Origin of the sequence: Alteromonas australica, assembly GCF_000730385.1 — a bacterium.
GTDB classification, from domain to species: Bacteria; Pseudomonadota; Gammaproteobacteria; order Enterobacterales; family Alteromonadaceae; genus Alteromonas; species Alteromonas australica.
In genome coordinates this window covers 1147506-1160823 of sequence record NZ_CP008849.1, presented here as the reverse complement: position 1 = coordinate 1160823, position 13318 = coordinate 1147506, and the positions used below count along the sequence as shown (strand labels likewise).

10 protein-coding genes are annotated in these 13318 nt (G+C 41.8%); all 10 read right to left on the bottom strand.

Annotated features, from left to right (window positions below; translation table 11 throughout):
* Positions 1 to 21: 21 nt before the first annotated feature.
* On the bottom strand, positions 22 to 1155 hold the full coding sequence (locus EP13_RS05020) for a glycosyltransferase family 2 protein (RefSeq protein ID WP_044056331.1): 1134 nt from the start codon (positions 1153 to 1155) through the stop codon (positions 22 to 24).
* 11 nt (positions 1156 to 1166) lie between these two features.
* Complete coding sequence (locus EP13_RS05015; protein WP_044056330.1) at positions 1167 to 2303, bottom strand: glycosyltransferase family 8 protein; 1137 nt, start codon at positions 2301 to 2303, stop codon at positions 1167 to 1169.
* Positions 2304 to 2405: 102 nt separating this feature from the next.
* A complete protein-coding gene (locus tag EP13_RS05010) occupies positions 2406 to 4085 on the bottom strand; it encodes a sulfatase-like hydrolase/transferase (RefSeq protein ID WP_044056329.1) in 1680 nt (559 codons plus the stop codon).
* Positions 4086 to 4359: 274 nt separating this feature from the next.
* The gene (locus EP13_RS05005; RefSeq protein WP_052364292.1) at positions 4360 to 7965 is read right to left on the bottom strand and encodes a motility associated factor glycosyltransferase family protein; all 3606 of its coding nucleotides are present in this window, start codon (positions 7963 to 7965) and stop codon (positions 4360 to 4362) included.
* Positions 7966 to 7990: 25 nt separating this feature from the next.
* The gene (locus EP13_RS05000; RefSeq protein ID WP_044056328.1) at positions 7991 to 9169 is read right to left on the bottom strand and encodes an acyl-CoA reductase; all 1179 of its coding nucleotides are present in this window, start codon (positions 9167 to 9169) and stop codon (positions 7991 to 7993) included.
* A complete protein-coding gene (locus EP13_RS04995; RefSeq protein WP_044056327.1) occupies positions 9153 to 10223 on the bottom strand; it encodes a LuxE/PaaK family acyltransferase in 1071 nt (356 codons plus the stop codon). The genes EP13_RS05000 and EP13_RS04995 overlap by 17 nt, the downstream gene beginning before the upstream one ends.
* Before the next feature lies 1 nt (position 10224).
* Entirely contained in the window at positions 10225 to 11727 is a 1503-nt protein-coding gene (locus EP13_RS04990; RefSeq protein ID WP_052364291.1) for an AMP-binding protein, read from the bottom strand.
* Complete coding sequence (locus EP13_RS04985; protein WP_052364290.1) at positions 11724 to 12488, bottom strand: SDR family NAD(P)-dependent oxidoreductase; 765 nt, start codon at positions 12486 to 12488, stop codon at positions 11724 to 11726. The genes EP13_RS04990 and EP13_RS04985 overlap by 4 nt, the downstream gene beginning before the upstream one ends.
* Positions 12466 to 12714 (bottom strand): acyl carrier protein, encoded by a 249-nt coding sequence (locus EP13_RS04980; RefSeq protein WP_044056326.1) that lies wholly within the window; start codon positions 12712 to 12714, stop codon positions 12466 to 12468. The genes EP13_RS04985 and EP13_RS04980 overlap by 23 nt, the downstream gene beginning before the upstream one ends.
* 12 nt (positions 12715 to 12726) lie before the next feature.
* The gene (locus EP13_RS04975; RefSeq protein ID WP_044056325.1) at positions 12727 to 13293 is read right to left on the bottom strand and encodes a GNAT family N-acetyltransferase; all 567 of its coding nucleotides are present in this window, start codon (positions 13291 to 13293) and stop codon (positions 12727 to 12729) included.
* Positions 13294 to 13318 lie beyond the last annotated feature (25 nt).

Here is a 13318-nt window from a genome sequence, read left to right as displayed (position 1 = left end):
TTTTATAGTGGTAAACGAGCATTAAACCGTTATAACTCGCCCTTTGAACCCTTGTGCATTTAGGTTTGAACACATCTCTTCTTTGAAATTAAACGAACAGACAACAACAACATCAATATCGGCAAGTAGTGACGTAGAGAGGGTCTTGATAGGAATTCCCTTTTTATCAGCAACTGATCTTTTTTTATCAATAATCACAGAAAATTGTATATGGGGAGAAAACGTCTCTAATACGTATTCACTAATATCATTAAACCCATACAGCGCAACCTTATCGGTGGAGTCGACTCTCGCGCGTAATTCAGTAAACAAATTGCCTAGGCGTTTAAACTTATGACGATGCTTAAATAGCCAGCGGTATGACTTTACTAAATTTTCAGTACTTTGCGGTATATTTAACTGCTTTATTTCTTTAAGAATAGTACTCTTTTCTCTAACCGCCGTGGCGTAACTTTGTTGGCTATGCCATCGGGTAGTATGAATATGCGCCCGAAAAAAGTTTAACGGCTTCGACACATAAGCAATGGCAGAGGTAGATAACAACCGTGTATAGCAATAGTAGTCTGCACAATATTTCATATTGCTCTGCTTTAATGCAGCTTTTAAGTTTTCCTTTTTAAACACAACAGCACTTGCATTCGGAATGACATTTCTAAATACCAAATGCTCTTTAATAAAGGTTTTACCGTCGAGTACAAAATCCCCCTGCCAACGATTTTGGTATTCAGAGTGGGAATAGTCATAACCTCCGTGTTGTTTACCTGAATCATCAATAATCATAGAGTCGCAGTAAGCCATCCCTACTTCCGGAAAGGATTTGAATTGCTTTAAAAGCACCTGTAAAAAGTCTGGGGCCGCTACATCATCACTCTCAGCTATCCAAATAAAGTCGCCTTTAGCAATACGAACGCCTTTTCGCCACTGCTCGTTAACACAACCACCGTTCTCGTCATTAAACAAGGTTGCAGAAACCCGCATTTCTTGACCTGCATAAGCTCGTAACACATTTTGACTATTATCAGTGCTAGCATCATCAAGCAGAATAATTTCGAAATCTCTAAAGCTTTGCTCAGAAATCGATTTAAGCCGTTCTGGTAAGAAACGTGCGTGATTATAACAAGGGACTATGATGGATAATGTGGGAGCTTTTGACATAGAAACTTCCCCTACACCCTGTCACATAAGGCAATGATTCTATTAAGTGGAACTGAACGTTGCATGAGTTGCTCTACGATTTCATCTGCATACGCAAAAGATGCCACGACGATAACTTCATTTTTCAACCGAGGTAAAGTACTAGACACCTGAACCCCATTAAAAACAGTCATTTGAGGGGAGCTATCAATCATGCCAACAAGGCTAATTTCAGGAGCTTCTGTTTGCAGGTAACTGGCCAACCTACGCCCCTTTTGTCCCGCGCCATAAATGTAAATATGGGTAGACTGTGTTTGAAAAATACGTTCAATTAACCTTTTGTCATGTTCATCCAAGAAATGGACAAGAGGTGTATCTGCATAAGGTGATAGCCCTTTGTAATGGAGGTACAATTGCGTAAACGGATGAATACTCGCAAATTGCCAAGGCTTTTCCGCACCATTGTAATGAATAGCCTTGGCATCTTTAACAACTGTAAAGCGTTCTAAGCTAGATTGCTGGACATTCCAAGCATCATCAAAAAAATGCAAATTACGTTCTAACGTAATATTAAGAATATCTTGGTCGTTAAATTTAAAGTTCTTCCCTAGATTGATCAGCTCCATGGCTTTTCGGCTAATTTCTTTTTGACGCCAAGCAGGCAAGTCCATCATGATTAGACCCGCGTTAAAATAGGATTCTGCCGCAATACCTAAACTTTGTGCATGGGTGGATTTTTCAACCAAAGAATCTTTCACGACACCTGCGACTTGACCATTTAGATCGATAGCAAATAACTCCGCTAAATCAGTGTTCACTATCATATCCGCATCCATGAAAAGCACTTTTGTTTGAAGCTCTTTAAGGACTTCAGGAATTAATATTCTGAAGTACGTAACGATAGATAGACGACTAGAGAAACACTGGCTGACTTGGGAATTTTCAAATTGTTTAGCGTTTATGTGGTTAAACGCGATGTGATGATTTTCTCCCACGGTGTGTTTGAGTTTCATCTTATTTTCTTCAGATAACTCAGCAGAAAACACATAAAAGATAAATGAGTTACCGGATTGAGTATTGGCAATAATACTCGTTAATAGCGCGGCAAGATGAGGGGCAAAATTATCATCGATGCAAAATACCATGGGTAAAGTTTGAGGAGAGTTCATTAAATGCCCATCACCTTAAATTGGCATTGCTGACGTAACGCAACACCTTAGTTAAAATCGCACTGCAACCCTTGAATAAATTGTCATCTACTCTTGTGCCATTCACTGCATTATCGCTCGCTGTTTCAACATCTGTTGAAGTAGAGAACAAATATATTCTCGTTCTTCGTCCAATGTGATAGAGGAGCACTTTCCATCTTGCACACGTTTTACCTGATTAAACAGGCGATCGACCCAGAATAACTCGTCATTAAATAAGAAACCGAAATTCGCAGGAGTATTCCCTTTCAACGTTGCCGAATGAAATAAGTACGCAAACGCTCTTGAGTCATCAGCCAACGTTGCCCCTAAATGTGGGTAATCGGTTGAAATACCGAGTAAATCAAAGAAAGTGGGAAACAGGTCGAAATGACATGAGTGCTCAATTTCTTTAGAGGTTAGATGTGGGTGAGTAAGAAAAAAGGGGACTTGCATTTGAGGATAAATAACCGAATTACTATGAAAACTATAGCCATATTCACCAAACGATTCACCATGATCGCCAGTAAATACTAATAGGGTGTTTGACATATCTACTTTTTCAGCAAGCCGATTCAAGAATTCATCAATAATATAGTCTGCTTCCTCAACAGCATTCATATACTGCGACTTTGCGTCTTTACCTTTGTGACGATTAAACCTTTTATTATCCACCGTTTCGTAGGGCATATGAGATTGGTCATTAATAATATGAAGGAAGAAAGGTCCATCTTGGGCGGCATCAGCGACGGCGTCGACCATATTCCATAGTCGATAATCAGCTTTTCGGTCATTCCCATGCATGTCATTTGTTCCCCATACATAGTCAAAACCAATCCTATCGAGCAATTTATAGTAATCATATAACTCAATATCAGCACTGTCTAAAAACATCGTCGTATAACCATGTTGCTTTAGGTTTTTCAAGTGCTTAGGCTCTACACCAGGGTAGAGACTGTCTAACTTATTGTAAGGGTTATTAGAATAAGCCCCTGTATATATTTGGTTGGTTGAGACTGTGGTATTAGGGCATAAACAAAAATGTTTTTTCCCGTTCCAACTATGATGTTTAAATCGCTCTCTCAACCTTGAGCGTATACCTTCTTTTCCCTCGTCTTGAAGGTAATTTCCCAATGACTCAAGAGTGATTAAAATAATATTGGCTCCTTCACATATCCCAGCTATGTCACTTGCATAGCCCACATCGGTAGTGGGATGAACAAAAGGCTGATGGCATTTATCCAATACTAAATCTTCGTTGCCCTCAAACTTGTCATCTGAGACTATATTTAGCAATAGGCTGGGCGCAGTGAAAAACTGATTGGTGGGGCAACACATTGCTTGCCAAATACTTAGCGCCAACACTGCGACAACAATCGCACTCGCGATTACTGTTACATTGAGCGCAGTCCCAACTGAAACAGCGCTTGATGACAACGATAGATTAGATAGCACTAAAGCTTGTGTAGCTGCCCACAAGAGCGGTATCAACATAATCCATGGTGCATGCTTAACCAACGAAAAGAGGTGTGGTAGTCCCTTGGCAATCCCCTTACTTCCGGTGAAGAACCACGCCATGCTTTGCCTATTGATTTCAATACGATATTGCACGAATAGCAGCGCATCCAACCAAATTAAAACACCATACAGGAAGAAGAAAGTACAGATCACTACTTTGACAGCAAACCAAGGCAATGCGGCCAAAACACAACTCACAATAAGCGACGACAGAATAAGAATTTTTATATCGTTAAAGTTAAGCACACTGGACAAAGCTCCGCGGCGGGCACGGACTCTTTTATTCAAAGTAAGGAGGCTACTCGCCAAAACGATATACAAGATAAACGTAACACTCATACCAAATATATCCGATAGAGATAGCAAACTCATGTTCTCCAGTTTAACAGCTATTGTAAGTTCGTCTGAACACACGGAAAAAAGGCAGCGCCTGAATGCGTACCGAGATCTAACAAGCTATCGACGCCGGTGAAAAAAACTTTACTTTTCCTTCTGCATTCTACATAGAATGACTCATACGCTAGGGAAGATAACGCTGACCTATCTTGCCGAGTAAGCTGGCTTGATTTAGCGATGCCATAAGCTCATCGTTAATTTCAGTGGATAGTAGGTCGATAGACAAATCAGATTTTCTGTAAAAGCCACCTCGATTGCCAGCCATATCAATCAAATTCGCTTTTAACTCTTCATCAGTTGCAAAGACCAAGTAACTGCCAAAGTCGAGAAAGCTCGTAAACGCCCTTGTTCCGCTTATTACCTTATTATAAAACGCTGTCAGAGTATGCTCACAACTATTTCGGTTCCTAAGCCCTAATTTTGGCACGACAATTCGAGAATAGGTGACAGTAAAATCAAATTTCAAAGCTACATGAGCTAACCTTTCTTCTACCCAAAATGGCGCTTCCCCTTCTATTATTTGCTCCACGCCACTGCGGCCGTAGATAAATTCAGGGTGTAAGACAAGACTACTAGTATAGCGCAGAGCGGTGATGTCTAAGTGAGCTACATCCCTTCCGAACCAAAACACATGACTTTGGGATATTGTACTTTTATTCAGTGCTGCAATTAGGTCGTCTACCTGCTGTTGACTCTCAACCCAAAACGCGAACCTTACGTCTGTGTAGTTCGTACAGTACTCGACGTCGTTAATATCAAAGGCTTTAATATCGATAATATTTTGACTAAAAAGCTGAGCATTTAATCGATTGAAGACAACATCCTGATGAAGGTTGGTTACATAGAGAGTTTTTCTGTTGAACAGCTTCAAATATTTTCTTTGCCTGTCACCTGCAAGCGATGCTGCTGTATCCATGCTAGAACGCAAATTTAACCCAGCGAAGTTTGCTCTCTCTAGAAAAGCCACCCAACGTTTCAGTAACTGCTCTGCATAAGTTAGAGAAGCCTTTTCATCTCTAATAAATTCGCATTTACTCAGCATGACATTACAGTAGTTCATACTTCCAAAAAGAAGATAGAAAAGTAATGAAGAACCACTGCCATAGGATTGAAAAACCAAGTTCTTCTGCTTTTCAATTAGTGCATTAATATCTTCAATCGAAGTGACAGGCTCGTTAATCAATGCAATCAAATTATCAAACTCTGTGGATAACAACTCTTGCCTAAACTTTGAGAAGAAGCGTGTGATACAAGTCTCATGATTAGAAATAGGAATAAACACTCTATTTTTGATTGTTTCAAGTACTTCTAAGGCACTATTGTCAGGGTTAACTAACAATATGTCATCAACTTTGAGTGGCATCGCTCCATTGATTCGCGCTCCGTTACTACAGTTAAAACAATCAATGGATGTACTCGATAAGGTTTGTTCTAATATATCTTTAGACACCTTAAATTCATGCTTTGTAAATACAGTCTGTTGGAAATTACCCGGTACGACAAACGAAGTGTTATTCCTTTCGTTGTAATCATATATTTCTTTTCCATCATTCCCATAGTAGCCAGATTGAACTGAATGATGCTTGTTTTTTTCGGCAAAGCCGAGGTCAACACCCAGTAAGTAGATTTGGTTAAAACCCATTGCGGTGAAAAGGTTGAGCGCAAAGTTGGAAACCGTAGGAAACGCGTATTCTAACTCTTCATAGTTCTCACTACCAAAGAGGTTTAATGATGCGATGGTCGACGATTCGCCTGCTTTAAATGCAATAAACACATCTTTGAACAAACGACAGGTATCTGGATGAATTCCGTTACAACTGATAAGGCTGACTTGTTGTAAGAATTCAAAATCACCAATCCGACTCACCCAGTCAAATGTGGACCGATTCTGCTCTATTTCTGCATGAAAATCTGGAATGATGTCGTTTTTGTACAACGTCATAAGTGCAGTACCACATGAAACCACAATCGCCTTTCCTTGCGACGCCTTAATAGCGTCGATGCAATCGTCCAGTGATGGGCCATTGCCAACAATGAAAACTGGCGTTTCCTTGTTACTTATACTCAGTTTTTTATCTGGGTTACGTGTTAATAATGGGTAACCGCGGCTTATCGCTTCAATGGTATGAGAAATCCCATAGAGTGAATGATCAAAATATTCGCCCATTGAAATGACGATTTGTAACTGCTCACGAAGTTGAGCTAGCGATTCAACTAAGTGCGCATTGTAGTATGACTGGTAAAAATAAGTACTCGCGAGTATGTAGGGCCCTACTGAGTAAAACTGATCTAATAAATCTCTAAACAAATGCGAGCCATCATCGCCAATATTAATATAAATTCGACAGTTATCACGATCTACCTTCGTTAAAATGGCCTGCCAATCGATGGCATATAACGAGGCGTAAAAAAAGTCCTTGTTCGGTTCACATAAAAACAACTTCCCGACATTTTTTTCTCGATACAGTGCATCGAGTTGATAACCTAAACCGACGCCGAACATAATTAACGATTTTACGGTTTCTGGTAGCTGACCGACTTCTTCTGAAATACCCTGAAGCAGAGATTCAGACTCTTCAACAAACTGATAATGCTTATAATGCTTTAACTTTTTGCCTTTATATCCAAGAATGAGTCCGTCTTTCTGGGGAAATTTTTCAAAGTGCTTGAAATTTTCTGTAGCGTCATATTTTGGCGATTGCCCGGCAAAAGGAATCAATGAATGTTTCTGGATAAGATGAACATCATCATGTTGGTCGACTATAGGCAGCCATGAGACGGGCGTATAATCCGAGAACTTTTGATAAATATCTGGAAAATACTCTTTAAATGCAATTAAGTTTTGTTTGAACAGTAAATTCGACTTATCTACTGACCGCATATTTTGCAGTTCGAGACTTTCTGTCCATATTGGTAGAAAGAGGTTAGGGTTACTATCTGGCGCTAAACTCATTCCCTCTTTAGACAAGTCACACCAGGATTTACGCTTCAAGCTAGCATCTATTCGGTCGAATATCGCGTGGTTGTAATGTTTGTAGAAGTAAAAACCATCAATATCAAATTGCTGGCACAGTTCGTTTATATTTTCGACTAAGTCTCGGCCATCCTTTTCAATAAGCAAATATACAGCGGTTCCCTTAGACTCCATTGTTTGCAATAGCCGCTGCCAGTTGAGAGCAAGAATAGAACATTGAAAGTATTGCAACTCTGGTTCATATATAACTAAGTGACGAATACAATGGTGCTCTACTAGCGCTTCAATGTGGTACCCAAGTCCCAGACCCATAACGACCATAACATTGATATCATTAGGTAGAGGTGCATAACGCATATGCTGTTTATAACTTGGTAATTTCTTTAATTCTGATATTGATGCTAGCTCTTCGTCCGTAATTTGTTCACTGTCATTTTCATCACGACTTAACGCCATGAAAGGCGCGTGTTGTTTAATTGCTTGGTATTGATTGAGGATCTCAGATTGTGGATGTAAGCCGTAGACAGTTCTTCCAGTAGCATAGTCGACAATATTAAACTCACCCTCTTTATTCGCAAACAGTGAAATATTCTGTGTTGATACCTTTTGCACCTCAGGCAATAGTGAAGGAATGTGGCGAGCAAAAGCTAAAATACTATTGCGATGATTACCCACAATATGTTTGGAGAGTGCTTGTTCTAGTTGCTCTTGCGCAGTATCCTCTGCCGCCAGATGAATACGGATATCCTTTAACATCCTATTACCTCGATTTGTAACACTATTATTGACTAAAGGATTGAAGTAAATCCACGCCGTCCCACACTGGCGCAAATTCTAGCGCCTTGCCCATAGGTACCGCCCGCTTAAATTCGCCTCGCGGGCTATGCCACTCATTCAATGTTCTATAACTTATGGTTTGCAACTTTGACGAACAATCAATTTCATCCACAGATTCAATTTCTTTTTCTATCACCAAGCCATATCCGCTATGGTTCGCTAGCACATTAGGTGTCAAGGTTTTGACCTTACACCGAGCGATGGGCCCTATATTCATTGGTCGAGCAAACGTAGCAAGTTTATTGCCAGAACCGTCGACCAGTGCTATTCCAAAGCTGCTGATTAACCGCTGAAGAAGAAGATGTTGTTCTACCTTGTGACTGATGCCAAATTGATGTGTCGCAGATGCTAAAGATAACTCAATCTGCTGCCAAAATTTTTCTTGATTGATATTACTCGTGTTAAGCCAATAAAGTGCCTTAGGCGACGAACACGCCTGTTGGGTAAAAGGCAGTAAATCAGCTAAAAATGCATTGGCGATACTAGCAACGTTAGACTCGTTGTCCAATTGCAATACGGCGACGGAATAGCGATCTGGAAAACATATCTGTGGCGTTTTGGGTGCAATCTTGGAAACGGAAGCTATCGCGCTATCTCCTCCCCAAACCACCCGTAAGCCACACCAGTGACTAAGTTGCTCTGTGACATGTTGGTGTTGCGCATCATACTCAATGACACTGATGAGTGAGACAAGTGCAGCGCCTTTTGGCGATCTCATGTATTGACTAAGATGCGCCACCAAAAACTTTGTGACATCGCCACTCCGTTGACTAATACGGACGATATTCTTATTGCCACATAGCACTGATAACAGTAAAGAATACATAAATACTGTATCGACGTTGGCCGGTGCGATATGAAATACCCTATTCACGTTTTTTTGACTGATGTCGCTCTTAGATTCGCCCAAAACCTGCTTGAGGTGAGCGTGACGAAACCAAAATGCTAGCGACACAATTTCGGGGTATTGTTTACTTTCGACTTGTTTAAAAAGATAAGCAGAAAAACCCGAAACAGAATCAAATATATCTTCATGTGAAACCGGGGCTTCCTCGAAAAACCTGTTGCTAGGTTGAATATGCCAATCAACCTGCGCTTGATTTAAGTTAACGAAATGTATCACTGCAACCCTTCACTTGCGCTTTTGGTACCCGCCCATGGACTTTGAAGTACTTTCCTAACCGTCCACATTCACAGTCATCTTCACCGAAAACAGTGCCCAGATCTTCTGTTAAAATGCAATGTCCAGGATAGCTGGTAGGTAACACAGAATTGACTTGAATTAACCCTGCTTCGCCGTGTTCGAGAAGGCTTAAGTCTTGTGGGCTACGAATAAGAACGTCCGACCAAACGGGTGTATGGAGAAACCCCTTCTCACATTGCATGTATATGGTACCAGTTTGCTCTACCATTCCATAGTAATCATGAACACTCACGTTGCCTAAGGTTTTATAAATAGATGCTTTAAATATCTCGTCAGTTACCGCCTGGTCTTGCATCTTCTTCCAACCACCGCCGTGAATGAGAATAGCATCCGCAAAGTCAAAATTTATGTTCAGCTGTGCTAATGCTTGAATAAATGTCTGCCAAACAATAAAGGTAAAACCAAAAATCAAAACAGGCTGTTTGCCGTACTTAGAAAAAAAGTCGCGAACCTTTTCAATATCCAGTTCCATATTTTCGTTTAATGCATAACAGTGGTGTCGCCCAAAAAACGATAAACCTTGAAGACCCGCCGCTCTCGCTGTCATCGCGCCTGCTTTTTTTACCGTCGATGGTGCATCAATTAACAACATGGGGCGGCGCTGTTTGCCCAACCAGCTTTGCAGGATTTTCACTAATACTTGGCTTTGCCGTTTGGCTGACTCTCCATCAAGAGTAATCTTTGACGCCTGTCCGCTGGTACCTGAAGATCGCATTTGACGAAAGACGTCATTCGATTGAATACTGGTTAACGCTAAATCTTTGAACAATCTTGCTGCAACGGGGAATTGCTCAGTATGTGCAGCAGAAGCAAAATCAAAAGGCCTGCTATCTAGCAATCGCCTATACGCTTCACAATGCTGATAATGGTGCTGACTAAGCTGCGACATCACACGATTTAGCATGGCTTGCTTTTGCGTACTGGGTAAACCGTATACGGGTAGGTCAAATAACTCTGGCGGGTAAGAAAACACGCTAAATAACTCCCATCACCAACTGTGAAACACCTGCATAATCAACTTTACCATTGCTCAGTAGTGGCAAAGATTCAACTTCATTAAGCGCGATGATACGTTTCGGTAAAGACAGAGACGTCGATAAACTTTCAATCACGCAACTGCGCTGTTCTCCCGACAGTTCACCTGCATAAACCGCAATAAGCTTATCGTCTTCGCCGATAACACACGCCGGTGAAAGTAAACTATGTTGCTCTAGTGTATCGAGGAAAACCTGTTCGATGACATCAAGATTAGTCCGTTCGCCAGCCACTTTAACCATACGTTTTATACGGCCGGTAATAATATAGTCGCCGTCAGCATCTTGTATAGCCAAATCCCCCGTCGCTAGCCACTCATCTGTCAAGAAACTATCTAAATCAGCTGCATCCGAGACATAGCCTAACATGACGTTGTCGCCTCGATAGTAAAGTTCGCCTTCACCGGGACGGGCGGTATTGCCTACTAGCTTAAATTCCCCCCCTGCAATGGCTTTTCCTACGGCATTGGGCTTGGACATAACCTTATCGGGAGACAAATATGCCATTCGTGCTGTGGCTTCAGTTTGGCCATACATTACATAAAACGCTTTATCCATTTGGTGCGCGTACTTTGCCAAACGTGTTACGCAAGATTCTGCCAGTTTCCCCCCTGCTTGGGTGAAGTAGCGTAAATGAGGCAGTGCCATGGTAGTAAAGCGTAATCGTAGTAACATTTCATAAAACGATGGCACCCCAGAAAGCGAGCTAATGGGATGGTGCTTGACGATATTCCAAAAGCCTTTGTCGAACACACTATGGCGGGTAAAGCATACAGTAGCCCCCATGCTTAAATGGGTATGCAACACTGACAATCCGTAAGAATAACTAAGTGGCAGTGTTGCGAGCGTTATATCTTCTGCCTCTATCGGCAAGTAGGTTAAAATTGCATCGCAATTGGCAGTTATGTTGTGGTGAGATAAGGCCACGCATTTGCCAGCCCCCGTACTACCGGAAGTAGATAAAAGTAAACTCAGGCGGGGATCTATTTGCTGGAATTCGTGATGAAGCAGTGAGAACTGACCGTCATCAATAATGACGTTAGGCCTCAACCTACTTGAGTATTCAGCTTTTGTCGCAGGTGTACAATTTGGATTAAGCAACAATACGACGTAATCGAGAGTCAACGCGGCTAAATAATCAATGACGCTCGTCATGCTATTGTCAATAAACAACATGACAAGGGGGCGTTGTCGCGAATCGCAATTTATGATGCGTTGCCAATCATGAGCCCGTCGTTGAACCGCTTTCGATAACTCACGGTAAGAGAGCCTCCCACTGTCATCCATTAGCGCAATTGCATCACTGTCTTTGTGGGAAGTAATGAATGGAATATTTAGCTCAGGGCTGTTTTTTAGCTCAGGGCTGTTTCTACGCTCAGGGCTGTTTACGCGCTCAGGGCTGTTTACGCGCTCAGGGCTGTCATCTGGTTCAAGGGTTTTCACGGGCAAAATAGTCCGTCCACTGGTAATACATGCCCCGTGGTATAGCTTGCGTGATGAGAAAGTAAATATATAGCTGCATTAGCTACCTCTTTTGCTGTACCTTCTCGTTGAAGTACGACACGCTCATAAACTTTCTGTTTCGCTTTTTCATCGTAGTGGGCAGTTAAAGCGGTATCAATAAAGCCGGGCGCCACTGCATTTACTCGAATTCCCATGGGCGCTAACTCTTTAGCAAGAGATTTTGTTGCCCCTGTTAGCGCCGCTTTGCTTGCTGCATAGGCGCTCATACCGCTGCTTCCTAACTCTCCGACCTGCGACACTATGTTGACGATACTTCCCGCCTTTTGTCGGCTCATCAGTCGACTGGCCAACTGCATGTGTTGGTAAGGCGCATAAAAATTAACCGCCATTTGCTGCTTTAACGCGTCGGCACTTGTCATTGCGAGTACTGTCTCTGACATTACGCCAGCACCATTCACTAAACCGTACAACGCTGGCCATTTCTTTGCGGATACCCCTTTTTGAACTTCTCTAAAGGCGTTGCTTATGGCTTTTTCATCAGTCACATCATAACAAAGGGTGTGAATGTTCCCCTCAAACTGTGAGGAAAGTTGCTCTAGCTTATTCGCATCGCGACCGCAAGCGATGACAAATGCCCCGTCTGTAATAGCTCGGGTGACCGTGGCTTCTCCGATACCTCCGGTTGCCCCTGTAATCAATACCGAACCGTCAGCTAAGTTAGGCGAACTCAATGTTGTCATCGTACTTTTGTAAAATGATTTTTGCCTGTGCTACCGAACTTAAATCAATAATATCGTCGGTATCTAACATCACATCAAACACATTTTCCAACTCGGCAATCAACACCATGTGAGCCGTAGAGTCCCATTGAGGAATGGTGTTGTAAGTGAGTTCATCAGTAACCAGTTGTGGTTCAATGCCTAGTGATTCGGTAAATGCCTTAGTAAGCTTCTCTTTATTTTCCACCTTACCCTCTTTTTATTTTTTACTCGAGCGTGACAAAAACTGTTTTAACATTTTTGTACTGCTTTGATAATCATTGTATGTCAGTAACATCTCTAACACAGAGCCTTGCTCTTCGGTACGAATGGTCTTGTAACCTAATTTTTGATTATAATGAATTGCCGCAGAATTTGTCGCTTTTACCCTCGCTTTAAAATGTTGAGTATTAAATTGCTCGAAGCAATAATCATACATGGCGAGTGTTGGTGCGAAGGCCAGTATGTTATTTTTGTAACGACCCTCGCCAATATACAAACCCGCCTCCAATTCAGGAGATTCATTCACCGAGGCGCCCTCTTCCGTGGCCTTAATGTTTGTCGAGCCGATAAAAGTGCCCCTGTAGGACACTATCCAATGCCACTGGTTTTCACATTCTTTTACTTGCTCAAACCATGTTAATTGTTGCGCATCACTAATGGTTTCATCGGAAAACATGCATTGTTTAATTTCTGGGCTATTACGCCATTGGCGAAGCAATGACTGATGTTCTAGCGCAATAGGCAGCAAGGTGACTTGGTATCCGGTGACAATAGTATTGTTCATTGAGCTTCTCCTTACCTTTATCGCA